At 48.0% G+C, this 24,925-nt stretch carries 29 protein-coding genes; 20 read left to right on the top strand and 9 right to left on the bottom strand.

What is annotated here, in order from left to right:
* The 14 genes from J4G07_19855 to J4G07_19790 all read left to right on the top strand — a co-directional run.
* Window positions 1-231, top strand: a 231-nt coding sequence (locus tag J4G07_19855; protein MCE2416246.1) for a hypothetical protein, incomplete at its 5' end; no start/stop codon positions are given.
* Between the two features lie 98 nt (window positions 232-329).
* Entirely contained in the window at window positions 330-836 is a 507-nt protein-coding gene (locus tag J4G07_19850; protein ID MCE2416245.1) for a hypothetical protein, read from the top strand.
* Window positions 837-1,006: 170 nt separating this feature from the next.
* Window positions 1,007-1,519 carry a hypothetical protein gene (locus J4G07_19845; protein MCE2416244.1) on the top strand — a complete coding sequence of 171 codons (513 nt, stop codon included), beginning with the start codon at window positions 1,007-1,009 and terminating at the stop codon, window positions 1,517-1,519.
* A 347-nt stretch (window positions 1,520-1,866) separates the two neighbouring features.
* The gene (locus tag J4G07_19840; protein MCE2416243.1) at window positions 1,867-2,190 is read left to right on the top strand and encodes a DUF1493 family protein; all 324 of its coding nucleotides are present in this window, start codon (window positions 1,867-1,869) and stop codon (window positions 2,188-2,190) included.
* Complete coding sequence (locus J4G07_19835; protein ID MCE2416242.1) at window positions 2,190-2,783, top strand: hypothetical protein; 594 nt, start codon at window positions 2,190-2,192, stop codon at window positions 2,781-2,783. The genes J4G07_19840 and J4G07_19835 overlap by 1 nt, the downstream gene beginning before the upstream one ends.
* A gap of 192 nt (window positions 2,784-2,975) precedes the next feature.
* The gene (locus J4G07_19830; GenBank protein ID MCE2416241.1) at window positions 2,976-4,025 is read left to right on the top strand and encodes a tetratricopeptide repeat protein; all 1,050 of its coding nucleotides are present in this window, start codon (window positions 2,976-2,978) and stop codon (window positions 4,023-4,025) included.
* Between the two features lie 44 nt (window positions 4,026-4,069).
* Window positions 4,070-4,651: a DUF1493 family protein gene (locus tag J4G07_19825; GenBank protein MCE2416240.1), complete on the top strand. Its 582-nt coding sequence runs from the start codon at window positions 4,070-4,072 to the stop codon at window positions 4,649-4,651.
* 26 nt (window positions 4,652-4,677) lie between these two features.
* Complete coding sequence (locus J4G07_19820; protein MCE2416239.1) at window positions 4,678-4,923, top strand: hypothetical protein; 246 nt, start codon at window positions 4,678-4,680, stop codon at window positions 4,921-4,923.
* Complete coding sequence (locus J4G07_19815; GenBank protein ID MCE2416238.1) at window positions 4,923-5,381, top strand: hypothetical protein; 459 nt, start codon at window positions 4,923-4,925, stop codon at window positions 5,379-5,381. The genes J4G07_19820 and J4G07_19815 overlap by 1 nt, the downstream gene beginning before the upstream one ends.
* 102 nt (window positions 5,382-5,483) lie before the next feature.
* Window positions 5,484-6,008 (top strand): hypothetical protein, encoded by a 525-nt coding sequence (locus J4G07_19810; GenBank protein ID MCE2416237.1) that lies wholly within the window; start codon window positions 5,484-5,486, stop codon window positions 6,006-6,008.
* Window positions 6,009-6,170: 162 nt separating this feature from the next.
* Complete coding sequence (locus tag J4G07_19805; GenBank protein MCE2416236.1) at window positions 6,171-6,743, top strand: hypothetical protein; 573 nt, start codon at window positions 6,171-6,173, stop codon at window positions 6,741-6,743.
* Window positions 6,744-6,873: 130 nt separating this feature from the next.
* Entirely contained in the window at window positions 6,874-7,779 is a 906-nt protein-coding gene (locus tag J4G07_19800; protein MCE2416235.1) for a tetratricopeptide repeat protein, read from the top strand.
* Window positions 7,780-8,200: 421 nt separating this feature from the next.
* Window positions 8,201-8,551, top strand: a complete 351-nt coding sequence (locus tag J4G07_19795) for a hypothetical protein (protein MCE2416234.1) — start codon at window positions 8,201-8,203, stop codon at window positions 8,549-8,551.
* 206 nt (window positions 8,552-8,757) lie between these two features.
* The gene (locus tag J4G07_19790) at window positions 8,758-9,219 is read left to right on the top strand and encodes a hypothetical protein (protein ID MCE2416233.1); all 462 of its coding nucleotides are present in this window, start codon (window positions 8,758-8,760) and stop codon (window positions 9,217-9,219) included.
* Here the strand turns inward: J4G07_19790 and J4G07_19785 are convergent, their stop codons facing one another.
* Both J4G07_19785 and J4G07_19780 read right to left on the bottom strand, forming a co-directional pair.
* Window positions 9,220-10,140, bottom strand: a complete 921-nt coding sequence (locus J4G07_19785) for a DMT family transporter (protein MCE2416232.1) — start codon at window positions 10,138-10,140, stop codon at window positions 9,220-9,222. It lies immediately after the preceding gene.
* 50 nt (window positions 10,141-10,190) lie between these two features.
* Window positions 10,191-10,994, bottom strand: a complete 804-nt coding sequence (locus J4G07_19780; GenBank protein ID MCE2416231.1) for a phytanoyl-CoA dioxygenase family protein — start codon at window positions 10,992-10,994, stop codon at window positions 10,191-10,193.
* A 167-nt stretch (window positions 10,995-11,161) separates the two neighbouring features.
* Here J4G07_19780 and infA point away from each other — a divergent pair, with 167 nt between their 5' ends.
* The 4 genes from infA to J4G07_19760 all read left to right on the top strand — a co-directional run bounded on the left by infA (window position 11,162) and on the right by J4G07_19760 (window position 14,162).
* A complete protein-coding gene (gene infA / locus J4G07_19775) occupies window positions 11,162-11,425 on the top strand; it encodes a translation initiation factor IF-1 (GenBank protein ID MCE2416230.1) in 264 nt (87 codons plus the stop codon).
* Window positions 11,426-11,450: 25 nt separating this feature from the next.
* The gene (gene rsgA / locus J4G07_19770; GenBank protein ID MCE2416229.1) at window positions 11,451-12,476 is read left to right on the top strand and encodes a ribosome small subunit-dependent GTPase A; all 1,026 of its coding nucleotides are present in this window, start codon (window positions 11,451-11,453) and stop codon (window positions 12,474-12,476) included.
* A complete protein-coding gene (locus tag J4G07_19765) occupies window positions 12,403-13,248 on the top strand; it encodes a GNAT family N-acetyltransferase (GenBank protein ID MCE2416228.1) in 846 nt (281 codons plus the stop codon). Before rsgA ends, J4G07_19765 begins: the two co-directional genes overlap by 74 nt.
* Window positions 13,249-13,787: 539 nt before the next feature.
* The gene (locus J4G07_19760; protein ID MCE2416227.1) at window positions 13,788-14,162 is read left to right on the top strand and encodes a hypothetical protein; all 375 of its coding nucleotides are present in this window, start codon (window positions 13,788-13,790) and stop codon (window positions 14,160-14,162) included.
* 98 nt (window positions 14,163-14,260) lie between these two features.
* Here J4G07_19760 and J4G07_19755 read toward each other — a convergent pair whose 3' ends face one another.
* Window positions 14,261-14,953 carry a response regulator gene (locus J4G07_19755; GenBank protein ID MCE2416226.1) on the bottom strand — a complete coding sequence of 231 codons (693 nt, stop codon included), beginning with the start codon at window positions 14,951-14,953 and terminating at the stop codon, window positions 14,261-14,263.
* Window positions 14,954-15,533: 580 nt separating this feature from the next.
* On the opposite strand from J4G07_19755, the gene J4G07_19750 reads away from it, so the two are divergent.
* Complete coding sequence (locus J4G07_19750) at window positions 15,534-17,456, top strand: M28 family peptidase (GenBank protein ID MCE2416225.1); 1,923 nt, start codon at window positions 15,534-15,536, stop codon at window positions 17,454-17,456.
* A gap of 268 nt (window positions 17,457-17,724) precedes the next feature.
* On the opposite strand, the gene J4G07_19745 is transcribed toward J4G07_19750, so the two are convergent.
* The 6 genes from J4G07_19745 to J4G07_19720 all read right to left on the bottom strand — a co-directional run bounded on the left by J4G07_19745 (window position 17,725) and on the right by J4G07_19720 (window position 23,968).
* Entirely contained in the window at window positions 17,725-18,027 is a 303-nt protein-coding gene (locus J4G07_19745) for a hypothetical protein (protein ID MCE2416224.1), read from the bottom strand.
* An 84-nt stretch (window positions 18,028-18,111) separates the two neighbouring features.
* Window positions 18,112-19,161, bottom strand: a complete 1,050-nt coding sequence (locus J4G07_19740; GenBank protein MCE2416223.1) for an ABC transporter ATP-binding protein — start codon at window positions 19,159-19,161, stop codon at window positions 18,112-18,114.
* A 208-nt stretch (window positions 19,162-19,369) separates the two neighbouring features.
* Window positions 19,370-21,301, bottom strand: a complete 1,932-nt coding sequence (locus J4G07_19735; GenBank protein ID MCE2416222.1) for a hypothetical protein — start codon at window positions 21,299-21,301, stop codon at window positions 19,370-19,372.
* Between the two features lie 134 nt (window positions 21,302-21,435).
* Window positions 21,436-22,983: a S41 family peptidase gene (locus tag J4G07_19730; GenBank protein ID MCE2416221.1), complete on the bottom strand. Its 1,548-nt coding sequence runs from the start codon at window positions 22,981-22,983 to the stop codon at window positions 21,436-21,438.
* 101 nt (window positions 22,984-23,084) lie between these two features.
* A complete protein-coding gene (locus J4G07_19725; GenBank protein MCE2416220.1) occupies window positions 23,085-23,645 on the bottom strand; it encodes a lysophospholipid acyltransferase family protein in 561 nt (186 codons plus the stop codon).
* 26 nt (window positions 23,646-23,671) lie between these two features.
* Window positions 23,672-23,968 carry a hypothetical protein gene (locus J4G07_19720; GenBank protein MCE2416219.1) on the bottom strand — a complete coding sequence of 99 codons (297 nt, stop codon included), beginning with the start codon at window positions 23,966-23,968 and terminating at the stop codon, window positions 23,672-23,674.
* A 367-nt stretch (window positions 23,969-24,335) separates the two neighbouring features.
* On the opposite strand from J4G07_19720, the gene J4G07_19715 reads away from it, so the two are divergent.
* Window positions 24,336-24,925: hypothetical protein (locus J4G07_19715; GenBank protein ID MCE2416218.1), on the top strand; the 590-nt coding region annotated here is incomplete at its 3' end.

Here is a 24,925-nt window from a genome sequence, read left to right as displayed (position 1 = left end):
CTTCGGGACGCAGAGCATGTGCTTGCAGATTTAGATGGTGAGATTTATCTGAAATCCGAATCGGGGTTAGAAGTCTCTCCGCCAGCAGATGTGAACGCCGATGGTGTTGTTAATATCTTGGATTTAGTCATTGTCGCTAACGCTTTTGGGGAAACCGATCCCGATGTCAACGGCGATGGAGCGGTAAACGTGCTTGACTTGGTCGTCGTTGCAAATGCTTTTAACAACTAAGACATCAAGAACTTGTGATTGAGAATGGACAAGTCCTATGGAAAAGTTTCTGAACACTGTACGAAATGAGGGTCGTAGAGTCCCTTGGAGGTAGGGAAATGAAACGCTTCTTTCTAATAATTTTGCTAACGCTTATTGCTCCACTTCTTACCTTCGCGCAAGAGCCTTTAAGGGTAGAGGACGTAAATGCGCTGCGTCTTAAAGCTGCGGAATCTGATGCGAAAAAGGATGCAGATGAGGATATGAGAAAGCCAGCACCTTTTATCACGGGGATGGGATCAGTTTTCGCTAGCGGAACGTGTCTGGCGCTGACGCTTCGCGCAGTGCCTTCTGTCGGATCAGATGTTGGGGGCACTGCACTTACTATTGCGGGGTGTTTACCTATTATACTCGCCCTTGAACGCTATGACACCGCTCCACACCCGCCGATTGAAAGATTGATTGGGAAACACCCTGAATATGTCAGGGCTTACGTTGATGCATACAGGGAAAAAATGCGATTCAGACAGCTGATAGCAGTCTCTGCTGGTGCTGCTGCGGGATGCGGTCTCATAACAGTTTGGGCGTATACTTTTGGAGATGTATTACTAATTGCATTCCACTGATTATATTACACATAGGACTTACGCATTCCCTCTTAAAGTCCCCCTGATAAGGGAGATTTAGGGGGTTTAAAGGACGAAAATTACCGCTTTTTACGTCTAAATGTCCGATATTTGCTTAATTTGCGTAAGTCCTGACACAATAAAATTTAACAAAGAAAAGATTACAACTGATGACAGAAATCAAGGGACACATCAACAAAGGCTGCTTTTTCATAATTTTACTAACGCTTGTTGTTCCACTTCTGACCTTCGCGCAAGAGCCTTTAGGGGGAGAAAACGTAAATGCACTGCGTCTTAAGGCGGGATCTGATGCGAAAAAGGATGCGGGTAAGGTTATGACAGTGCTTACGCCTTTTGGCATGGGAATGGGATCAGTTTTTGCTGGCGGGATGTCTGGGCTGATGACGGGGTGCATCACTGATGATTTCTACTCTAACATGCCAGAAGCGGTGGGGTGCACGCTTATTGCTGTGGGGGCCTCCCCTTTTTTTCTCGCGCTTCTTAAGCACTACAACACCCCGCCACACCCACCGATTGAAAGATTGATCGGGAAGCACCCTGAATATGTCAAGGCTTACCTCAATACATACAGCAAAAAAATGCGATCCAGACAGCTGATAGCAGCCTCTGCTGGGGCTGCTGCGGGGTGCGGTCTCATGGTGGGTTGGCTGTATATTTTCTGAGAATATACGAGGGGGGGTTCCTTAATTGTATCGCAGGAGTGGGGATATAGATGAAATCTGTTAGGTCTTTTTGGGTCCTTGTTTGTGGTGTGCTATTATGCACAACGATCCTCTTATACTGGATCTCAAGATCTGTTTTTGTCCTTGTTTGTGGTGCGATGGTTCTGTTTCTCTTCATTTCTCTGATTGTCACTGTTTTTTCAGCGATAATTATATCTATCTACGAACTTTTCTTGAAACTTTTCTCGGCACCGAAATGTCCCAACTGTGCAAAAGCGATAGAAAAAAAGGCTATTAGGTGTCCGCACTGTGAGAGTTCCTTGACGGAGGAGAAACCGCAAAAAGAAATGGATCCCGAACTTTACGCGATATCAGAGGAAAAACTCAATCCAGACACGTTATTAATCGACTTAGGGATAGCTGGTGACGATGGTTATGAACTGCTTGAGACGTTTTGTGAAGAATTCGATATCCAAAATACGTGTGAGATTAATCCCTATGAATATTTCGGTGGAGAGGGGTGCAATCTGTTTCAAGGGTATGTGGATCTCTATTACTTATTATTTCACAGAGAAAAGCTAAGAGAGGCTGATTGTTGCACACCGCTTTACTTGCGGGATTTAGTAAAATCGGCTGAAGTGAAAAGGTGGATACCACCGGAGGGAACATAATGAAAAATAGGATCGGTATTGTTATTATTCTGCTCATTGGCATTCTCATCAGCTGTTTTTTTCTCGCTGGATGCACACCTCTTCCTGGATTTATTACCATTGATCCACGGTCGGCGTTGATGGAACCGACAGTCTGTATGTATAAGGATCTATATTTTCAAGAACGATCGCACATTGGGCGTATTACAGTTGAGAAAATGGATCGTTTCTCTAAAGAGAAGGTCCCATGGGAGTTAGACGCGATACAGAACAATGGGCAAACGGTTTGGGAACTCGAATTAAAATACCGTGATGCTGATAATTTCTTTATCGGACTCTTTCAGTGGCTGTTGGCACCCCCTGTATTGTGTCTGACGTACGGGGAAGTGCCATCCGGCTATGAAGAGAAAGTAAAAGCGTTACCTCTCGAGCCCGAACAACTTTATATTCTCTCGGTGGATGCCGCGTATTATTCCAGACGAACAGCACCGCTGAGATTTATTATTCGTTTGAATGAGGCAGGTGACCCTGACCGATTGGAATGTTGCTTCGGGATCCCCGCTATGTGGGACGGTATTTTTCATCAGATGCGGTCTCATCTGAGCCTCGATTAAAGTGCTTTCTCGGAAGTAATAGGTAAACCTAATAGGACTTACGCACTTCCCCGGTAGGTGCGGTTTCCTAACCGCACCGATTGCGCAATCACCAATCAAATTCTGTAGTTTTGCGTAAGTCCTGTAGAATCTGCAAGTTCAATGGTATGGGACGTGGGTGGGTTCACGGATGCGGTTGTCGCGGAGATCACTATGAATGTTTTGATAAAAATGTTATGCAGAAGCGTTGTTGGCGTTTTCACGCTGGGGCTGCTCGGGTGTGGATGCCTTTTTCCGTATAAGTCCAATACACTGACGAATCAGTACATCGATCTGTACGCTGAAGCGGAATCCCTGCGATGGGAGGGTGAATATAGGGCGGCGGTTGAGAAGTATGAGCAAGCATTTAAAATTCGTCCGCGCCCCAGAAAGGTTATTGATGTCAGCTACGTTGCGCAGTTCAAATACTGTATCGCTTTTTGCTATGCCAAAGTGGCAGAAACGGAAGCGAATGTTTCCTTTTATATCAAAGCCGAAGATGCCGTCAAAGAGAGTTACCAAACGGCGATACTCCAGTCAGATCAGGTAGAGATCCTCTACCTTTGGGGCTATATCCTGTTCAAGCAAGCACGCTATGAGGAGGCACGTGCCAAATACGAAGAGTTACTTGAGATATCCCTACAGCGTGGATTCCATGATTTCCTCTTTAAGGAGGCCTTGTCCAACCTTGAAAAAACGTATGTGGAACTGGGAGATGAAGCCGCCGTACCACGGGCATTGAAGCAGTTCACTGAACGACTTGAGAGAGCCTTGCAGAATAGGATCAGTGATCCCTTACTTGAGAAGGCCTTGTCCAACCTTGGGGAAATGTATTTGGAACTGGCGGATGAAGCCGCCGCACGACGGACATTTGGACAGCTTGAGGAGCTACTTGAGATAACTTTGCAAAGTGAGGAGTATGCCCGCAACCTTGAGTATGCCTTGTATGTACTTGGGGAGGGGTATCTGAAACTGGGGGATGAAACCGCCGCACGACGGATATTTGAGCGGATTGAACCGCACCTTGAGATAGTCAGACAAAGTGGATTCCACGGTGGCAACCTTGCGTATGAGTGGTATATGCTTGGGGAGGGGTATTTGGAACTCGGTGATGAAATTGCCGCACGACGGATATATAAGCAGCTTCTGGAAAAATTCCCGGACTCGTACCTTCACTCGCGGTTCAAGGATGCGATAGAAAAGCGTTTTCTTAGAAAGCAGTGAATATAGTCCCAGAAACCAACGCGAATAACGGAGCGGAGATATAGATGGAATCTGTTAAGGCTTTTATTCTTTCTCTTTTTATTCTCGTGGTTCTGTTTGACGGTATTACGACTATTGTTAATTTTCTTTATCTGGTGATAGGAATTTTCTCACGCCCGAAATGCCCTTACTGTGCAAAAGCGATAGGAAAAAAGACTATCAGGTGTCCACACTGTGGGAATACTCTCGGAGAGAGACAGCCTCAAGAAGAAATAAATCCCGAACTTTACACTTGCGTCAAGGCTTTGATAGCAGAACAGACTTGGGTCTCAGAAGAAGAACTCACGCCAGATACACACTTGGCGGACGATTTAGGGATAGCCGGTGACGATGGCTATGAACTGCTTGAGGCGTTTTGTGAAGCGTTTGAGATCGAAAATATGAGTGAGATTGAGCCATACGAATATTTCGGTCCAGAGGCGTGGGACCCATTTTACGTATATGTTTTACTCTACTACTTGGTGTTTAACAGGGAAAAACTAAATGAGCCTTATTATTCTCTGACGCCGCTTTATTTGCGGGATTTAGTCAAATCGGCTGAAGCGAAAAAATGGATACCATCCCAAAACGAACCGAAGTCAACATAATGGTAATTTCACAAGGAGGAAGCATAATGGAACCAAGATTTACACGCGGCGAGTATTGGATACTTGAAACCACCGTTGAAAGTCGATTTCCAGTCGCTGATCTCATGGATAACGATATTGAGGTCACCCTGAATAAAAAAGGGCATGGGTTAACGCGCACCGCACTCATAGAGACACTCCATCGCCTCATCGCCTCGGGACTGATCTCTGCCGAAAATGAGGTGGACGTGACTATTTCAACTTCCAGAACAGAGATAAAAGAGGAAACCTGATGTCCCATATACCCGTCTTTTTCATGGCAACGCTCCTGGTTTTCAGCACGATGCCTGTTAGTCTCGCGCAGCAGCAGTCCCTGCAAGCACAAGCAGAAGCCGATGCCCATACGGACGTAAACCGCGATATGAGAGAAAGTTTGTGGTTTACGTCAGGCCTGATGGGTAGTACCGTAGGGTGTGCTGCTGGCGGGACTGGAGGATTTTTATTCGGGTTACTCATCGGTGGGTGTTTAGAGACGAACTGTATATCTTTTATCTCTGACGACCCGCTGGAAAGTTGCACCATTACAGGTGCTATCCTTTGCGGGGTCTTGACAGTGCCAACCGCTATTTTCATATATCCTCATAATCCAAGTCCGCCCCTAGAGCGACATCGAAGTCTACCTTCAGGCTTACAGATCCAAAACAATATCGCTTCGGAAAAGATGGGTAACCGCAGGGTCCATCACCGCTAACTTAGGTGTCGGCGCGATGCTACTGCTGGATAATATTGCTAATAGATAGCAATTAGGAAACCGAACTATTTACGAATTCGCAACACTTCAAGGAGATGCTCTATGTTCCGTATATCTGTCCTTCTCATGGCAATCCTACTAATTTTCGGCACGATGCCTGTCAGTCTCGCACAACAGGATGCCGTGCAAGCCCAGGCGAAAGCGGATGCAAAAGCCGATATGTCAGGTATGTCAGAAACTATGTGGTCCCTGTTAGGAGGGTTGGGGAGCACTGCGGGGTGTCTCCTCGGTTGTGCCGGAGGATGTTTATTAGGAGCAAGGTTGGATCTGTATGGAGGGTCTGATATTTTGCTTATACCTACTCCCGAACAGGCGGGTTGTGCTGCCGGATTTGCTATCCTTCTGGGTGGTTTGGCAGTGCCGATCGGTGTGCACATGTATCCCCACAACGCGATGCCACCCCCCGAGCGGCTCCTCGGAAAATCCCCTGAGTATATCGAGGCTTATACCCAAATCTATAAATCGGAAACCGCCTCGCTCCGCAAAACACTCGTAACGAAAGGCTCTATCGCTGGCAACGTAGGCTTTGTCCTTGCGATGCTGCTGCTGTACGCAAGTACCTTTTAGAGATTGCATCAAGGGACGGAATGCCCTGGGTTTTGTTGAGTTTAGGCTACAAAATTTCTGTAATATATGCTATACGCTTTCCAGAAAAACGATAAAAGAGGAAACAGCATAAGACGACAATGAATCGAGGGAACCCGTCTTGAATATCCGGAGGTAGATAAAATGAAAAAGAGAGTCGGTATCACCATCGCACTCGTGAGCCTTCTCATCACTTGCATCTTGGTTTGTATTGGCTGCACGCCGGAGATGGTGTTTAGCATTGCTCATGTCGATTCGGGATCGACAGTGGTACAGCCGACGTTCTGCGCGTATCAGGGGCGATATTTTCAAGAACAATCAGGCATTAAAAGTATCACGGTTTGGACAGTGCTAAGTTCTCCTGAAGATAAAAAGCGACCCGAGTTCAACTGGCAGGGGAACAAGGGGGAAATGGTTTGGAACCTAAGATATAAAGTCTCTGATACTTTACGGCGGTCAACCCTAGTCCTCTCTTGTTTGACTTACGGGGAAGTGCCACTGGGCTATCAACAGAAAGTGAAACCCCAACCGCTTGAACCCGAACAACTTTATATCGCTGAGATTTGGACATTTGATATGTCTTTGGTCCTACCAGAAGATCTGTGGTTTATCATCCGTTTGGATGGAACTGGTACCCCCCAACGGCTGGAATATTGTCGGTCAGGCTCTCGCTCAATTAGCTCAATTAATAGGGGAGATGCCCTGAAACTCTATTAGTTAAGACTTACGCAGTCCTTTGCTGGCGAGGGGCCTAACCTCGTCAATGAGGCATGACCGGATATCGTCAATAAATTACCGAGTTGATTTTTTAGTCTTTATCCAAGAGGCGAGCAAAAAGGAGATCATTATGTCCATTGTAATAAAGGTCTTCGGCGGAGGCCTTGTAGGAGTTCTCGCGGTAGGATTGTTCGGGTGTGGGTATCTTTTTCCGTCTACTTTCCATAGCCCAAATCCCTACTCGGATCTGTATAAAGCCAAAGATCTGCGAGATAGAGGTAAATACAAGGCGGCACTCGCGAAGTATGAGAAAGTTTCTAAAAAACACCCTCAAACCGCCTTTGGTAGAAAGGTCATCGATGTCGAATTCCCAACAGGGTTGAAATACGATATCGCTTTTTGCTATGCCAAGTTGGCAGAAACCGAAGGCGATGTTTCCTTCTATATCAAAGCAGAAGCAGCAGCCAGGGAGAGCTACCAAACCGCTATACATCCTTTCGATCAAGCGGATGCGATCTATCTTTGGGGCTACATCCTTTTCAAGCAGGAACACTATGAGGAAGCACGCGCAAAATTTGAGGCACTCCTTGAAATCCTCCAACAAAATGAGTACGAGAGCGACTTCACTGCAGATACCTTCTTCGCGCTTGGGAAAACGTATTTGGAACTCGCGGATAAATGCGCCGCCCAACGGGTGTTCGCGCAGCTTGAGGCGCGAATTGAAACCCTCCTCCCCAGTTACGACAGAGCGGAAGCCTTGTATCCGCTTGGTAAAGTGTATTTGGAACTTGGGGATGCTGTCGCCGCCCAACGGGTATTTGCGAAGTTTGAGGTGCGAGTTGAGGCGGATCTGCGAGAGTTTGGGTATCATTTCCTTGGTATAGACTTCTATGAAGAAACCTTGTTCGGGCTTGGTGAAGTGTATTTGGAACTCGGGGATGAGGTAGCTGCCCAACGGGTATTTGGACGGCTGCTGGTGCACTTCCCTGATACGTCCTACAAGTCGGAGGTACAACGCTTGCTTGAAAAGCAATAAACCTTGCCAACACAAACCCGCGCGTACTATGGGCAGTCTGGTGGTACGCCCATTACCTTGTGCGATTTAGTAAAATCGGCTGAAGCGAAAAGGGGGATACCACCCCGAAACGAACAGGAGTTGGGTGGTAATAATTTCAAAAGAACTAACAGTATGGAACCACGATTTACCCGCGGCGAGTATTGGCTACTCGAAACCGTTGTCGAGTCACTATTTCCTGTCTCGGGTCTCACGGATAGCGACTTTGAGTTCAGCTTAAATAAAAAAGGACACGGGAGAAAAATAGATGCGTTGAATCCAACCTACATACGAAAATAAACCGAGGTATCTGTTCGTGTTAATTTCATCCAAAAAACCGGCTCCAAAATTTCTGTGCGATATGCTATACGCTTTCCAGAACATAGATAACAGAGGAAGCCACATGTTCCGTATATCTGTCCTTCTCATGGCAATCCTACTGATTTTCAGCACGATGCCTGTCAGTCTGGCACAACAGGATTCCGTGCAAGCGCAAGCAGAAGCCGATGCGAGTGTTGATATGTCAGATATGTTAAAAGCCAAGTGGTTTGTGTTAGGCGCAGCGGGGAGTACTGCGGGGTGCCTCCTCGGTTGTGTCGGCGGATATATGTTAGGGGGACCCAGTTATGAATTTCATGCTCGCAGGTTCTGTCCTTTTCGGTGTTTGCGCCGTGCCAATTGCTGTTTTCAGGTACCCACACAAGGTAATACCACCCCCGGAGCGACTTCTCGGCAAATCCCCGGAATATATTGAGGCTTATACCCACGCCTATAAATCAAGAACAGTATTACTCCGCAAAATATTTGTAACCGCAGGCTCTATCGCCAGCAACTTAGGCGTTATGACGCTGATAGTCCGGTTCGGGTTTGGTGAATAGAGCCGTCAGTTGAACCGCACCTAAGCCGACACAGTATACCAACAACATAAAAAAGATTTTTTGCTTACAAAGGAGCATCTACGTGAAGTATTTAGCGATAATCGGGGTTTTCATGCTATCTACGCTAATGGCATGTGTCCCTAAACAAGTCGGCGAACCGAGCAAACATGATAGAGAGACTCTGACCTTTGCTAAGATGGCTAAGGACATAGAAGTAGATCCAGAGAACGCGAGAAACACCTACGTAGGTAGGGTCGTAACTATCCGTGTTAAGGCTCCAGTTATCACGAATTTCAGAAAGCAATTCTTAGCGGATGCATCTCACTATGTTACAGCTTCCCTGCGAGTTGGTAGGGGTTTCGTATCGTTTTGGGTACTCTACATAAAAGATGAGTTATTTCAGCCCGAAGATTTATCTCTCCCTGATGGATACGACTATTCAAAGTTCTATCTTCTTAGGATGCGTATAAAAGCTATTGATGAAAACATGGTGGTAAATTCTTGGACGGTTTGGACGGAACTTCTTGAATGGCCCGAAGAATAATCAACGCCGCATATTCACCAGATAAATCCCAGCTGCCACGAGAACGGCACCTACCAATAAGCTAAGCGTCAACTCGTCCCCTAAAAACACGTAGCTAAACACAACTCCCGACAATGGCGTCGCGAAAAAGAGCACAACGAGTTTACTCGCACTATACCTTTCAAGCACTGAAGTCCACGCCAGAAAACAGAAACCCGCGATAACACCCCCTTGATAAAGCAACGCGGCACTACTTCTGAGTGTCAGTTGCATCGGCAGTCCACGCTCAAAAAGTAGACTCATGGCGACATAACACGGGAGACTCAAGGTGAGCAGCCACGCCAAGAGTCGATAGGGGTGGATAGATTGGATGAGCAGTTTCGTCACGACGACGCGGAGTCCTAAAAAACATCCGCTTACAAGCACAATGATGTCGCCGAGGACGCTCGTTTCACCTTCTCCGAGGTTCGGGGCAACCGTTACGAAAACACCACTGAAGGCGACTATAATCCCCAAGGTCTTTGGAACAGAGAGGCGTTCGCCGGGAATCCAGAAATGCGCAAACAGCGCAGTGAAAAACGGATAGACGTTAATGAAGATGGTGGAGCGGGAGGCTGTCGTGTAGAGGGTGCCGGTGTTTAAGCAGATAATTTGGAGGATGAAGATTGTTGTGAGCAACAGCAATCGAGGGAGTTCACCCTTGCGCAAGCGAAGTGAGACACCGCGATAGACTGCCCACCCTCCAATAACGACAAGCCCAATCACGAAACGGAGGAACGCCAGCGCCATTGGCGGGAAATCTTCCAAGCCGATTTTTATGGAGGGCGAATTCCCGCCCCAAAGAAACGCGAGGAGCAAACTGAGAGCAATAATTTTTCCATGTGGCTCCTCGCTAATAACGCTTGGTGTTGGCGGTGTCCCGATGGTCTCTTTTCTACTCAAAGGAAACTGTTATCCTCGGTGGAGGTTATTGTTCTCTGAAAAATTTGGGATCAATCGTAGGCACCGGGGCGGTGATTGCCCATTAATCGCTGTTGACGTTCCGTTGCCTGCTCCAAGATTTCCTCATTGAACTGAAACCGATTCAGGTAGGGTGGGAATTTCTGAGTGATCATCCGATTCGCGTAATGCACCTGTAATAAGTAGCGAGTCTGCTCGCTACGGTTCGCTGTGCCGCGGTGCCAGACTTCGCTTCGGAAAAGCACAACATCGCCAGAATTACAGAGGATACTCTTTTCTGTCGCGCCTTTCCATTCCGTCGCGCCGTCGGGTCTCCGTCCGGAAAGATGGCTGCCGGGGATGAACTTCGTTGGACCGAGGTCCTCGTAAAGGTCATCCAAGTAATAGTGTGCAGTTGTGATGAAAATGGGCACCTTGACGCGTGGATCTTCAAGAAGGTCTGCAGGTAAGGGGATCGGCAGCCAATCTGCGTGTAACCCTTGGTCGGGACGACCGGGACCTGTTACCCATGCGGTCATACCGATGACGTGGCAATCCTCGCCGTGTACTGCCTCTGCCAATTCGATAACCGGAGACCGATCAAGGTATCGTAGGAAGACGGGGTCGCGGTTGAAGGCGTTGTTAATATGTTTGTTAAGGAAACCGTTACCATTCTCTGGTGTGCCGTGCCGATCAAAACTCTCAGGAATTGCCGTTAACCGATCCATCGCATCACGCAGTTCCGCAAGTTGTTCGCCTTTGATAACCTTCGGTAGATAGGCGTATCCGTCCGCCTCCATCGCCTTGACTTGACCCTCGAGATTAGGATAGGCGACAAGCGGTAAGGCTTGGCTCATTATTTTTTCTCCTTTTATTTAAAAACTCGAAATGGAATCTCCCATGCCTGTATTTTATAACTTTTCTCGCTGGATGTCAACTTTTTTCCGAACAATTCGTTGATTAAGTGCATCCAATATAATGTTAAAGGTAACTAATAATCATCGAAAAAAGAGGAGAATAGAAAATGAAAATTGCAACTGTGACATCCAAAACCCGTGAAGCCTCTAAAGACGCGGCGATCCGCGTCCTCGGAACTGTCCTTGAATCCCTACCCGGGAACCTATTTCAGGTGAAATTAGAAGATAATGACTATAAAGTTGTGGCATACCTCGCTGGCAAACTCATGCAGCACAAAATTTGGGTGCTTCCTGGCGATCAGGTTACCGTGGAACTTTCTCCTTATGACTTGACGCGAGGACGCATTGTCTGGCGAAATCCAGGGGCTTAGGTATGTTGCCTGAGGAGTTTCTTTGATGCTACCTTTGGATCAGACTATGGAAGGCATTGTCATAAAATCGATAAGTGGTGCTTATGAGGTGCAAGTTGGCAAGCGCAGCTACACTTGTGCCTTACGCCACCACCTCATTGAAGATGAGAAACGGCGACTCGCTGAGACAAAGGAGATGCCATACGTGGATCTCGTCGCTGTTGGCGACCGGGTACGCATTTCACCTGCTGTGTCCACAGCGGAGAGTGGGTACATCGAGGAATGTCTGCCCCGTGATACCCAGTTTGGACGTATTCGCATGGACGGTTGGCGACAGGTGATTGTTGCTAACTTAGATATGCTACTCGTTATCTTTGCAGCGCGGCATCCGACACTCAAGTTGCGAATGCTTGACAGATTTCTCGTCACCGCGGAGGCATCTGGTGTTGAACCGGTTATCTGTATTAACAAACTTGATTTGGCGAAATTCGAGAATGTTCAGCGGGAACTCAAATTATATGAAGAATTAGGGTATAAAGTGGTTTATACAAGTATCGTGACAGGTGTGGGGGTTGAAGAATTGCGGGAGGTGATGCGGGATAACATTTCTGCAATTGTAGGTTCATCGGGGGTTGGGAAATCGTCTCTGCTCAATGCCGTGCAACCCGGACTCGAATTACGCACCGGTGAAGTGGATACACGTATCCATAAAGGACGGCATACGACAACAGAGGTCATGCTACTGCCACTTGAATTCGGCGGGTTCGTCGCGGACACTCCCGGTATCCGAACCCTCGGCTTGCTTGAAATTGATGAAGAACAGGGGTTAGATATTCATTTTCCGGAGATGCGACCCTATATTCCGGAGTGCAAATTCGCCGCATGTACGCACCAACATGAACCTGCGTGTGCTGTCAAGCAGGCGGTCGAAACTCGGGATATTAGTCCGATCCGATATGAAAGTTATCTCCGGATCTCTGGATTCAAGGAAGGGAGATATGAACGAAACTCAGATAAGAAAAGAACTGATAAGAGAAGAACCGACCGAAACACGCGACGACGTAAACGCTGACCTGCGGAAATGGGAAGATGCCATTCAGAACTTGATGCGTATTATTGAAAGGAGTGAACAGAAACTTGGATATTTCCAGAACCGCGTAAAGCAAGCGCAATTCATGGATCGTCCGAATCAACGTATGATCCGAGCTGCAGGGGCGCAAGTCGGCGCACACTCGGCGCAGTTGGAAGGCTTGAGAAGTCAGTTGCGTCAGTTGGAACGGCTTCACGGGGGCGGCATTCGTCTCCGTAAGATTACTGAAAATGAGCTTCGCCGAATTTGGGGATGGATAAACCGTCCGGGTATCAGGAAGTTCCTCTACGAGACGCAGGTGTCATTTGAAACGTTTCTCGAAGATTGGAACCGTTGGATGGAAAATGAACGGACGCACGCGCTGGCTATTGAGGTCCGGACGACTCACCTTCTCATCGGATTTACCCTCCTTCACTATGATGTAGACACTGTTACCCTCAAATTCGTCATCGTTCGACCGGATTATCGCGCTCGTGGATACGGCACCGATGCACTCCTTGAAGTCGTAAACTATGCCTTTGAACGACTCGGGGCTGAACACATCACACTACAAGTAGCTCCTGATAACGGACCCGCCCTGATATGTTTTGAGAATGCAGGCTTTCAATACCTCAGTTATACCGACACCGTAGAACAGGCTTACACGATGGGCATTGAGCGTAGCGAATGGAGCGGCGAGAAGTCGATAGATGAAGAGAACGTTGCTCCACACTTGAGTGCTCCACTTAGCGTGTTTTTTGACCCCGAAGAATAATTTTTTTTATAGAAATACCAAAAAGTGCATCCGAAAATGTGTTTAGGTGAATCATTGTCATTTTTATGACGATGGTATCCTATTGCCGCTGTATCGCGGAAAAAGGAGGTATTTGTTATGTTAGCAAACCAGAGGAGGTGTGACACTTAGTGTTACGCCCTTGCGGGTGTGACACTGAGTGTCGCACTCTTTGGAAAGGGACTTAAACACGCTATGTTCGGGTAGCGCGCGATATTTGCTACGCGTCGCGGACTGAACCGAATTTTTATGGCATATTTTTCTATTTTTTGGTAAACTATTTAGGATACGATCACATACGGTTTTGCAAAAGGCGGTCTTTACGAAACGTTGTTGACCCCCTTGCACCGTTTCCAAGCACAAACAATAGGGAGGATAAGGAGGTAGCCATTATGTTGTCAATAAACCACGCCGTATTTCACCTGAAAGTATTCAGTTATGGCGATGGTGCCTCTGACCTTTATCGATAATTGATTAAGGCATAGGCGCGATCGCCCGCATTTGACGGAGTTGCTTTATCTATGCCCAAGTTCAATCCCGACTTTTGGGAAATTCCGGTCCCACCGGAGTATTTCGATCAATTGACTACCGAGGACTATTTCTGGTATCGGACACCCGATGACGAATATGTAGAGGCGCGTCGTGCGAAACGGCGGGCAGTCCTCGAACAGATTCGTCGGATTATCGCGAGAGAATTAACCAAACGCCAAGCCGAATGTATTCAACTCTACTTCTATAAAGGTAAAACGCAAGAGGAGATTGGGAACATTCTCGGTATTTCCCGCCGTGTTGTCAGTCAACATCTTTTTGGTGTTACGCGGAACGGGAAACAGATAGGCGGTGCGGTTAACAAAATCCGAAAGGTGTGCCGAAAACAGGGAATACAGTTCCCGTAGGTGCAACAGCAGAATCTAATATATTAACGCTACATATCCACTTCAATGCGGGAGGAAGCCTTAAAGGTTGCCTCTCGCTTGAAAGCACTTGCCAATCCTTAACTAACTTCCTTGAACCGATACCCAACCCCATGCACCGTCTCAATATGCTTGCCGAATTCCCCAAGCTTACGGCGAAGACGACTGACGTGCGTATCTACTGTCCTATCAATTCCGTAATACTCTTCTCCCCATATTACGTCCATGAGAATATCGCGGGTAAAGACGCGTCCTGGTGAACGCGCGAATAACGTAATAAGTTTGAATTCAGTTGCTGTGAGATCGATTGTGCCGTTTTCTGTCAAAACTTGATGTTTGTCCAGATCAATTGTAAGTCCATGCGTTTCAATCTGTTTGGTGCTCTCTGTCTGTTTACCGGTTTGAATGCGACGTAACACAGCCGATACACGGAGGACGACCTCTCGCGGACTAAAGGGTTTTGTGATGTAATCGTCTGCACCGAGTTCCAATCCCGCCACCCGGTCGCGCGCTTCGGTCTTCGCCGTTACCATCACAATCGGAATGTTTTTCGTCCGTGGATCGTTCTTGAGTAACCGACAGACAATCAGTCCGTCCACCTCTGGGAGCATCAAGTCTAACAGAATGAGGTCTGGCGGTCTTTCGACAGCCCGATGAAGAGCATCTGCCCCGTTCCGAACGTAATCTGTTTCAAAACCTGCTTCTTGTAGATTGTACCGCAGTAAATCTACAATATCGCGTTCGTCTTCAACAATGAGTATTTTAGCATCCATTTAAATCATCCTTGCAAACAATTATGATTACACTTCTATTGTAACAAATTATGCCCCATTGTGTCAATTTTTAGGAGGATAAAAGACATTTTTTATAGTAAGGTCGAAAAATATGTAAACAGTTGTTCAGTGAAAGAACCCGCCCCACCGCTGGCGAGGGTGTTTCCTCTAATATCCTCGCCTCTTTAGAGTGTCTAATTAATTCTAAACTTTACTATAATCAAGAAGGCTCCATAATCTTGTAAATCCTTGAATCCAGTAAATCCTGATTCGGACAATTATAGTAAATTCAAAAAAGCGGGAAAAAATATAGTGAAAACGCGCGGGAAATGTGTTATCATTTTCTTATTCATAAAACAGAAGGGGGTAATGACTTATTACAACGCTAATAAATATGTCTCATCTGCTATCGCGGACTTGGAGACCACAGTTTTACTTTATCTTTATTTTTGTTACGCTTGCACTTTCTTCTCATGATGTTTTGGGGATGCGTGGGTTCACCGCAGAGAGTGCCGCAACGCAAAGGCAATATGAGACCCGTTTTAAGAATCTCGTTTCAGCGGAAAGATGCCAACATAAATTGCGTTATTTGACTGAGGAACCGCACCTTGCCGGTACAGAGAATAGCCGCAAGATAGCAGAATATCTTCAGAGCGAATATGAAAACTACGGTTTACAGGTGCAGATATACGAATATCATGTTTATCTTCCACATCCGCTTGAAGTGCACGTAGAACTCCTCTCGCCTCTCCAACATCTTGCTGTCAACAAAGAAGCGAGTTGGGAATGGGACAAAGATTCTTATGAAACAGAAATAGTACCCGGGTACAACGCCTATTCACCCGATGGGGATGTCACGGCGGAACTCATCTATGTTAATAAAGGGTTACCTGAGGACTACGAAATTCTCGCCGATCAAGGCATTTCGGTGGAAGGTAAAATTTGTATCGCCCGATATGGCGGCAGTTATCGCGGTGTGAAGGCTAAAGTTGCTGGTGATAACGGGGCAGTCGGTTTGATTCTATACTCCGATCCGGCGGACGATGGATACGTGCGTGGTGATGTGTATCCTCGGGGTCCGTGGCGTTCGGATGATGCGATACAACGCGGGACCGTCAAGTATATCTTTCAGCACGCCAGCGATCCACTGACACCCGGTTGGGCGGCAACGAAAGATGCCGATAGACTCTCATTCGATGAAGCGACAGATCTTCCTGAAATTCCTGTGGTGCCTCTGGCGTATCGAGATGCCGAACTGTTTCTAAATACACTCGCAGGTCCGAATGTGCCGTCCGCATGGCAAGGTGGCTTACCTTTTGCCTATCACATTGGACCCGGACCTTCGAAAGCGCGCATCAAGGTGCGTTGTGAACACAGCATCCGCCCCATCTATAATGTTATTGCAACTTTAGAGGGAACGGAATATCCAGATCAGTGGGTGATTTTGGGCAACCATCACGATGCTTGGATTTATGGGGCAGCAGACCCTGGCAGCGGCACTACCTCACTCTTGGAGGTCGCACAGTGTTTGGGGGAACTTGCCAAAGCCGGAACACGTCCGAAGCGGACGATTGTTTTTGCCTCATGGGACGCTGAAGAATTCGGTATCCTCGGTTCAACGGAATGGGTTGAGGACTTGAAAGCGACGCTCCAGCAGAAAACAATCGCATACCTCAATGTAGACATCGCCGCAACGGGGGGGCGGTTCTATGTGAGCGCAACGCCCTCGCTGCGGGAACTCATGCGCGAAGTAACCCAGAATGTCGTTGATCCGGCAACACTGAAACCGGTTTACAAGAGTTGGAAAACCGCGCAAGGCAAAGAGATTCCGCAGATCGGTAACCTCGGCAGTGGTTCCGATCATTCGCCGTTTGTCGGGCATGCAGGGATCCCTGCTGTCAGCATGGGGTTCGGGGGTTCTTATGGGGTGTACCATGCCATGCAGGATAACTTCTACTGGATGGAACACTTCGGGGATCCGACCTTTCAGTATCAGGCGGCGATGGCACGGATCTGGGGCACGCTTGCGCTGCAACTTGCCAATGCCGATATTTTACCCTTCGACTACGAGACGTATGCGACAGACCTCATGACCCCTGTGAAACTGTTGCAAAATTCTGGCTCAAAGAACAAGATTGCCAAAGATGTTAAGGAGTTAGACGGTCTGCTCACAGAGTGGCAGCAATCGGCAGGGAGACTCAATCGAGAGTTGTCGCGTTACCTCGCTTCTGACGATCTCTCCGAGATTTCGGAAATAAACCAGCGATTGTACCAATTGGAGCGGCGTCTGACGAGTGAGACAGGCTTGCCGTTACGGCCTTGGTTTAAACATCTTATCTATGCACCCGGTCTCAATACCGGCTACGCAGCGGTCGTTTTTCCTGGAGTGCTTGATGCGCTGGAGGAGGGTGATGATGCCGCAGTGCATGCGGAAATCGATCGGTTGGTTGAGGCATTCACACGAATGATTCAGGGGATTGATGAGATCCGAGATATGTTGTAATTTGTGCTTCTGCTTTATTTTCGCAACTATAGTAAATCCGAAAATATGTTGACATCTTGTAGGGGCAGTCCTTGTGGCTGCCCACAACCTCAAATATGTTGACATCTTGTAGGGGCAGTCCTTGTGGCTGCCCACTCTCGTCTTCAAATGCCACCGCCCGATATCCCCTTGTAATTCTGGCTGACCAATAGTCATATCCTTGTTGACATCTTGTAGGGGCAGTCCTTGTGGCTGCCCACAACCTCTATGACCTCAGGCTCTCCTTGATTTATAGATATTTGAATTTTCTTGATCGGACATCTGCCAGGGCTTCCTCTCGAAGTTTATCAAGTTTCCCAGTTTTCACATCTGCCTCAAACTGCTTTTCCCAAGCCTCTTCTTCGGCGACAAGGACCTCATGAAGTTTTTTTTCGAGGGTTTTCAGTAGCACTGCCTCTGTAGGTTCCTCACACTTGACTTTTGGAACCTCCGGAATCCACCCAAGCCAATTCGTACCGTTTCTTTGGATATGGACGGTATAAGTTTCCTCAAATATCTTGTCATGAATTTCGACCTTCTTAATTTTTCCCATGATTTTCTCCCTCGGATCGAGTTCGTTAGTAATTTTCAGGGATGTGCCTATAAAGTATAATTATAGCATTAATCCCCTGTAAAATTAATCCGATTCAGGCGTAACCGCTACCGCCGATTCTGCTTTCAACACAACCGTGTCCCCTATCTGAAACGGACAGCGGTAGTCGGTCTGAACGAAATACTGCTGTCTGTCCATCTCGACCTGATATGTGAAATCGTGCCCTTTAAACGCCTGTCCAACGACACGCCCATTTTTGGTGCTGCTTTGCGCGTCAGAGGCCAGCATCTGCAAACATTCAGGTCGGATAGAGAGAAGTGCGTTCCCACTCTCAGCCCCTTCCACTTTTACACGTCCGAACGGCGTTTCTGCGATCCCGTCTTTGATGTCTGCGCGAATGAAGTTTGTCTGTCCGAGAAAATCTGCGACATAAGCCGTTTTCGGATGTCGGTACACCGCCTCTGGTGTCCCAATCTGTTCAAGCGTGCCTTCTTTCATCACACCCAACCGCTCAGCGAAACTCAATGCCTCCTCCTGCGCGTGTGTGACGAGCACTGCACTAATCCCTTCCGCTTTCAAGAGCGCGCGGACCTCCTCACGGGTAGACTGCCGTAACCCCGGATCGAGACTGGAAAAAGGTTCGTCTAAGAGGAGGAGTTTCGGACGTGCGATGATCGCGCGCGCCAATGCGACCCGCTGCTGCTCGCCGCCAGAAAGATGGTGTGGTAAACGCGACTGTAGATGCGTCATGCCGACCATATCCAGCACTTCAAATGCCCTTGTCTGTCGTGTCTTTTTCGATACCTGTCGGAGACCGAAAGCGACGTTTTCAAGCACGTTTTTGTGTGGAAAGAGGGCATAGTCCTGAAACACAAAGCCGATGCCGCGCGATTCAGGCGGGACGTGCGTATCGCTGTCGACGAGTGTGCGTTCTGCCATAGCAATGGTGCCGGTGTCTGCTTGCTCAAAACCGGCGATGAGGCGCAAAGTAGTAGTTTTGCCGCAACCGCTGGGTCCCAAAAGTGCGAAAATCTCGCCCGTATGGACGCTGAAACTTATGTTTTTAACAATTGGCGGTTGGTTAGCTACGAACGCTTTTGTGAGTGCGTTTACGGTGAGTAATTGTATCGGCATTCGGTTTCCGTCTCGTCTTGACTGTCGATGGGTTTGGTTCCTGTCGGCGTATAGTAATTGTATGGTGAAATGTCCGTTTTGTCAAATTATAGTAAAATCCGAAAATAAGTTTACGTTTTGGAAACCCGCGCCCTGCTTCATGCCTACTGACCGCTGACTGCCGACAGCCGATAACTGACCGCTGACCGCCGATTGCTGATAGCCAACCCTAAAGCGTATGACCCGCACCGGACGACGGCATATATAAATGCAATGCAAAACTGATGAGACTCAGAATGCTCCGCGGAATATAGTCCCCCAAAACCAAGCCGAGGAAGAACGGGATCGCTTTACGATACGTTTGCCAACCCGAAAATCGGAGAATCATAAACTTGATGAGCCAACTCACCATGACGGGGAACCAGAAGTAGATGAGTCCACCCCATGACGCACCTGAAAGCACATAACCCGACGGATGTAGCGTCCACCATAACAAGCGTGTCCGTAGAAAATTAAGAAGAAACACAAAGACGAACCCGCCACTCATAAAGAGCATCGCGCTCACATCCGGTTCTTTCGGATGCTGTAACCAACTCTGAAGTGGGTTGAAACTCTCCCAGCCGAAGCGTCCAACAACGCCTTGGCATTGCGCCAATACACCGTACTGATAAGCGACTTGCAAATACGTCCAGAACGTCGCCAACGCACCGACTGCGATGGCGAGTGCCATTCCCAAGATTAAGGTTTTGCCGGGCATCCCTGAACGTTCCCCAATCCGTAGGGATTCAATCTGGTTCGGCATTGGGTGTGAACGGTTGCAACGGTTAAATGCGTAAAGAAACGTCATGACAGTCAGGTTTGGAGCGCCCAATTGTCGTGTTCCGAACATACTCACCATCATCTGTCGTGGATTGATACCGATGACTTCATGGTAAGGCGGACCGAGCTCCGCGCGGACACGTCCTATCGCGATGGCGAACGCTATAAATAAGGCATAAAATACACTGATTGCCCACAACGACATACCCGCCGCATAGCAGAACCCAAAGACGAGCCCTACACTCAGCACGGTCAGGACTGCTGTTGTCCGATAGGAGAAGGGTTCGTTGCCGTCGTCTCCACGTTCGGTTCCAATCACATGTCGAAAGAATCGGGCGAAGTGCCGACGACTCATCCAGAGCGTCAGCACGGCAATACCCACCCAGGCACCAGAAGCGCGGTCGTTGAAATGCAAGATGTTGATGTTTGTGACCCCGACTGCGCTGGCAATCACGCGTTCCGCACGGGTGAGCCAGAAGAAGAACCACGTCGAGAACGCGAGGTCAAGCGGCATGAAGTAGGTTAATCCGACGATGGCAAGGTTAAAGGACATTGAGGCATAACCGATCGCGTTCCAAGGGCGTTCCGTGAAGTGTCGATCAAGCCGATAGTTGGGTGGCAATGCCGGGATGACGGGAAAAATATCGTGCAACCCAGCCATCACGCGAAGGAGTGCGGCGATTCCGAATCCGAACCAGAGGGTGCGGGAACGGAAAAAAGAGCGGTTGGTCGTCATTTGCAACGGCAATTGCGTTAACGGAAAACTCAGCTTTTCGCGTTCCATCCACTGCTTACGGAGGAACAACCCTAAACAGAGCAGTGAACCGTAGAGTAGAAAGATAAATCCTGACCAGAGAAGTGCGGGTCGAATCCAAATACGGAGATGTTCCGCCCAGTAGATACTCGATTCGCCTTCATAGTAACCCGATAACCACTCGAACTCGTAGACGGTGAGCCATGACGGGATGTGGTGTAGAAAAAGTTGTGCCCATTCGTTTTCAGGACTTGCGAACCAGAAGGGATGCGCAAGCGTCCCCATGAGGATCGCCATCATCGCGTGTCCAGAGATCGTGGACACCATCGTCACCATAATATAGATGAGTAGCAGTTCTGCGGGAGTGAAGGCGATACGTGGTGAGAATTTATGGAGGAGGACATTGAGCGCGAGGAGGACAAATAGCGTGAAAACCGCGTTGGAGAACGGCGAAACAAGTGTGTAAACGGCATACCAGAGTTCACTCGCGATCCCTACCCAATACGCGTTAACGACAACCAGAATGAGTCCGACAATTAATGCTTTTTTTCTGATGACATCGGGTGGGTTCGCGGTTCTGGAATTCATGTTTTTGGAATGGCTGTCGGCTGTCCGAAAGCGTCGGTTAAGAGGTTCTCGTTTAACGATCCGCTCTTTTTGACTGCCGAAAGGGTTTTCGGAGAAAACCCGCCCCGACTGCCGACTGCTATTCTTGCTGACAACTATTCTTCCGTGATAACCTCATCTTCCAGAGGGGCATTCGCTTGCGTCGTCGAAGGCGGTTCGATTTCTTCCGGTGAAGGGTTGAGATACTTTTCAACTTCATCGGCATTAATGATACGGATTGCTTCTTGCAATTGTCGATCGTATGCTAAATTGACGACCTGATCGATACCGACATATAGATTAAAGAGCCGCTCTGCCCGCAGTTTCAGCCATCGGAGACTGGCGGTGATATTTTCTTCTTCTTTGAGCGTTTGCTGTAATTTCGGAAGTTCAGGTTCGAGTTGAGAGAAATCCTTCGGCATTTCACCCGGCGTCTGATGCGCATCGTCAATCCATTTTGAGACAAAATTTTCGACGGAATCCGTTGTATCGACCTTTCTGAGCATTATCTGTTCTATTTCATCGGGTTCCTCAAGATCAATAGAGACCTGTGGTGTGATTCCCACGTCGTTAATTGAGGAGCCGTTTGGCGTGTAATAGGTGGAGATCGTCAGCGACAGTGAACCGCCGTCAGGGAGTTCGTAACGTTTTTGAACCACCCCTTTGCCGTAAGTTTTCTTTCCAACGAGGATGCCCCGGCGGGTATCCTTAATCGCACCCGCTACGATTTCGGAGGCACTCGCGCTATATTCGTTAACGAGGACAACGAGTGGGAGGTCTGGTGGACACAAAATGTTGGACGTTGACTCATATTTTTCATTAAATTGGCTATTCGTTTCGCTCCTCGTTGACACGATGACCCCTTCGTCAATAAAGGCATCGGCGATGTGATATGCCGCATTCAGAAGTCCACCTTGATTGTCCCGCAAATCCAAGATGAGGGCTTTCATATCGGCGGCTTGGTGTGCAGCAAGCGCGTTTTTAAACTCTACTTCTGTGCCGTCCTTGTTTCCGATGAAACCTGAAATCTGAATGTAACCGATATTGCCCTCAAGCAGCGTTGATTTCACGCTCCTGATAGGAACGATCGCACGGGTGAGCGTTACATCGAAAGGTTCGAGAAATTTGCGTTGGACTGTGATTGTCACATCAGTGCCGGCTTTTCCTCTGAGTAAATCGACGACATCGTCCCGCGTCATACCGGTTTTTTCGCTCAGATGAATCCGTTTATCGTTGACTTTGGTGATATAGTCTCCTGCTTGGAGATTGGCGAGCGCAGCCGGTGTGTGGGGGATCGGTTTAGATATCTTAATAAATCCTCGATGATCACTGTAGATGTGAATGCCAAGCCCCCCGAATTCGGCATTGTAAAGATTTTCAACAGCGCGTTGGTGGTCGCGCCGTTTGATGTAATACGTGTAGGGATCATTTAGGGAAGCGAGTGCCCCTTTGATGGAGCCGCGGAACATGTCGTTTGGGTCTTCGATCGGTTTGTAGTAATTTTTCTCGGCGATACGGATCGCGGTCGTGAGGGCATCGGTGAGCATCACACGCGTGACACGTTCGTCTCCGCTTATCGCATCTTTTCCACTCGGATTAATCAGCAGAAACGGGATGCCGATAGCAAATACTAAGACGATGAAGGACAAGGTGTATCTTTTCATGAATTTTTCCCTCTGCGGTTTTTAATTTAACGCAATGTTTTCCCTGTTTTTGAGAATTCCCTCTATTTTAACACGGATTCTGCTTTGATGCAACACAATTTTTACGGAGGTGGCTGTGTTTTCCAACGGTTATGGAGCCACAGCCACTGTTCTGGATATTTATGGATATAGGCTTCCAATTGTTTCAGCATCTGGGTTGTGTAGCTTTCAACGTCTCTCTCAAAGTCGTCGGAGGGCATCGGATGAATTGGCGGTGAGATATAGATATGATGTCGGTCGTCTGGTTGACGGAGGCTGAGGGAGAAGAGGAGCGGTGCCTCGGTCTTGAGGGCTAATGTAGCAGGACCACGAGCGGCTGAAGCAGGTTTTCCCAGAAAATCGACGAAGACACCTTCTCGACCGGCGTTCTGATCTGCAAAAAAACCGACTGCCTCGTTGTTTTTTAAAGCACGCAGTGTCTCTCGGATCGCTCGTTTCCGGGGAATCAGTTTTAAACTCATCTGTTCGCGATGTTGCCAGATATAGGTGTTAAGTGGCGCGTTTTTCAGCGGGAACGCTATGGCTTTCGCTCGATCCGGAATCAGGGCACCGTATACCAGGGATAGGAGTTCCCAATTCCCGAAATGGGGTAGGAACACAATCGCGCCTTTGCCACCCGCCAAAGCGGTGTGGAGATTTTCTGCACCCTCTACAGAGACTTCGTCCCAGATGTCCGGAGAAACTCAATGCAGGTTTTCCCAACGTTGATGAAACTCCCCTTGCAGATTGCTGTCCGTTGCGAGTGCGTTAAGTCACTGCCGAACGCAATTTGTAGGTTGTTGAGGGCGATCTGTCGGCGTTTTTTGATGAGATAATAGCACAGCAGTCCAACGCCATTTCCGAGTCGCAGTGCCCACCCTCTCGGAAGACGACGACACCACCAGCCGAACAGGGACACTATCCGATGGACGCATCTATCTTTCCAACGCACGCGCTTGCTGGGCATTCCGGTTTCTCCTTTGTGTGTAGGTTCTATAACAGATAGAGTATACCACACCTGTTTGCTCGAGGCAACGCATTGGGTCCGACATTCAGAGGCATTCAGTTCTTCGGTAGGCGGGAACTCCGATTCCCGATCAGAAACCTTCAGTGCTCAGCAAAGAAGGATTCTGTAACAATTGACTTTTCTTGGAATATTCCGAGAGCGGGTGAATTGTTACGAACACCCTCTTACCGACCGCCGACTGCTAACTGCCGATTGCCATTCTTGTAGGCGGGAACTCCGATTCCCGACTTCTTGCTTTTCTTGATACCAGACACAGTCTATGATACAATAAGCGTATTCCGATAAGTCTTTTCAAAGGTGGGAGATTATGCAAGAACACAACGATTTAGTGCAGGTGAATAACAGTGAGACCGAAAATACACCTCTACAACCGATGGATTTCACGGATATTCTGGACGGAATGTTCAGTTTCTATCGGAACCACTTCCGATTATTTGTAACAATCGGAATGGTGTATCTCGTCTTATCATTTGGTGTCGATCTGATTTCTGTGTTTCTGTTTGAGACAGATGCCACGATGGGTACAGGTTTGGTGATGTTGGTATTTGCTGTCTTATTGAGTGTTGCGGTGTCTATGGCATACGCGAGTGCACACGTCTATTTAGGGAGAGAGATTCTCCCAGGGATCGCTTTGCAACGAGCGTGGCAACGGTTTTGGACGTATCTCGGCAGTTTAATCCTCTGGTCGTTAGTTGTCGGGGGTTTAACAATTACAATTATCGGTATTCCGTTTGCAATCTATTTTTCAGTTCGATGGGGTCTCTATTCGCTGCCTGTGATGTTGGAAGAGACCACAGCGAGGAACGCATTACGCCGCAGTACCGAATTGGTTAAAGGCACTTGGTGGCGGGTCTTTGGAATCATGTTGGCGATTTCCCTAATCTCCTTCATGATATA

This window comes from Candidatus Poribacteria bacterium, assembly GCA_021295715.1.
In the GTDB taxonomy this organism is placed as follows: Bacteria; Poribacteria; WGA-4E; order WGA-4E; family WGA-3G; genus WGA-3G.
The sequence above is the reverse complement of the archived record's forward strand: the minus strand, read 5'-3'. Positions and strand labels throughout refer to the sequence as shown.

What these genes read in the sequence shown, in the direction of transcription:
- J4G07_19825 (MCE2416240.1), top strand. Translation starts at nt 4,070, where the DNA reads ATGGAATCTGTTAAGGCTTTTATTCTTTCTCTTTTTATTCTCGTGGTT.
- J4G07_19820 (MCE2416239.1), top strand. Translation starts at nt 4,678, where the DNA reads ATGGAACCAAGATTTACACGCGGCGAGTATTGGATACTTGAAACCACC.
- J4G07_19765 (MCE2416228.1), top strand. Translation starts at nt 12,403, where the DNA reads ATGAACGAAACTCAGATAAGAAAAGAACTGATAAGAGAAGAACCGACC.
- J4G07_19780 (MCE2416231.1), bottom strand. Translation starts at nt 10,994, where the DNA reads ATGAGCCAAGCCTTACCGCTTGTCGCCTATCCTAATCTCGAGGGTCAA.
- J4G07_19845 (MCE2416244.1), top strand. Translation starts at nt 1,007, where the DNA reads ATGACAGAAATCAAGGGACACATCAACAAAGGCTGCTTTTTCATAATT.
- J4G07_19730 (MCE2416221.1), bottom strand. Translation starts at nt 22,983, where the DNA reads ATGAAAAGATACACCTTGTCCTTCATCGTCTTAGTATTTGCTATCGGC.
- J4G07_19720 (MCE2416219.1), bottom strand. Translation starts at nt 23,968, where the DNA reads ATGCCCAGCAAGCGCGTGCGTTGGAAAGATAGATGCGTCCATCGGATA.
- J4G07_19815 (MCE2416238.1), top strand. Translation starts at nt 4,923, where the DNA reads ATGTCCCATATACCCGTCTTTTTCATGGCAACGCTCCTGGTTTTCAGC.
- infA (MCE2416230.1), top strand. Translation starts at nt 11,162, where the DNA reads ATGAAAATTGCAACTGTGACATCCAAAACCCGTGAAGCCTCTAAAGAC.
- J4G07_19740 (MCE2416223.1), bottom strand. Translation starts at nt 19,161, where the DNA reads ATGCCGATACAATTACTCACCGTAAACGCACTCACAAAAGCGTTCGTA.
- J4G07_19735 (MCE2416222.1), bottom strand. Translation starts at nt 21,301, where the DNA reads ATGAATTCCAGAACCGCGAACCCACCCGATGTCATCAGAAAAAAAGCA.
- J4G07_19850 (MCE2416245.1), top strand. Translation starts at nt 330, where the DNA reads ATGAAACGCTTCTTTCTAATAATTTTGCTAACGCTTATTGCTCCACTT.
- J4G07_19830 (MCE2416241.1), top strand. Translation starts at nt 2,976, where the DNA reads ATGAATGTTTTGATAAAAATGTTATGCAGAAGCGTTGTTGGCGTTTTC.
- J4G07_19810 (MCE2416237.1), top strand. Translation starts at nt 5,484, where the DNA reads ATGTTCCGTATATCTGTCCTTCTCATGGCAATCCTACTAATTTTCGGC.
- J4G07_19840 (MCE2416243.1), top strand. Translation starts at nt 1,867, where the DNA reads ATGGATCCCGAACTTTACGCGATATCAGAGGAAAAACTCAATCCAGAC.
- J4G07_19745 (MCE2416224.1), bottom strand. Translation starts at nt 18,027, where the DNA reads ATGGGAAAAATTAAGAAGGTCGAAATTCATGACAAGATATTTGAGGAA.
- J4G07_19760 (MCE2416227.1), top strand. Translation starts at nt 13,788, where the DNA reads ATGCCCAAGTTCAATCCCGACTTTTGGGAAATTCCGGTCCCACCGGAG.
- J4G07_19800 (MCE2416235.1), top strand. Translation starts at nt 6,874, where the DNA reads ATGTCCATTGTAATAAAGGTCTTCGGCGGAGGCCTTGTAGGAGTTCTC.
- J4G07_19755 (MCE2416226.1), bottom strand. Translation starts at nt 14,953, where the DNA reads ATGGATGCTAAAATACTCATTGTTGAAGACGAACGCGATATTGTAGAT.
- J4G07_19835 (MCE2416242.1), top strand. Translation starts at nt 2,190, where the DNA reads ATGAAAAATAGGATCGGTATTGTTATTATTCTGCTCATTGGCATTCTC.
- J4G07_19805 (MCE2416236.1), top strand. Translation starts at nt 6,171, where the DNA reads ATGAAAAAGAGAGTCGGTATCACCATCGCACTCGTGAGCCTTCTCATC.
- J4G07_19795 (MCE2416234.1), top strand. Translation starts at nt 8,201, where the DNA reads ATGTTCCGTATATCTGTCCTTCTCATGGCAATCCTACTGATTTTCAGC.
- rsgA (MCE2416229.1), top strand. Translation starts at nt 11,451, where the DNA reads ATGCTACCTTTGGATCAGACTATGGAAGGCATTGTCATAAAATCGATA.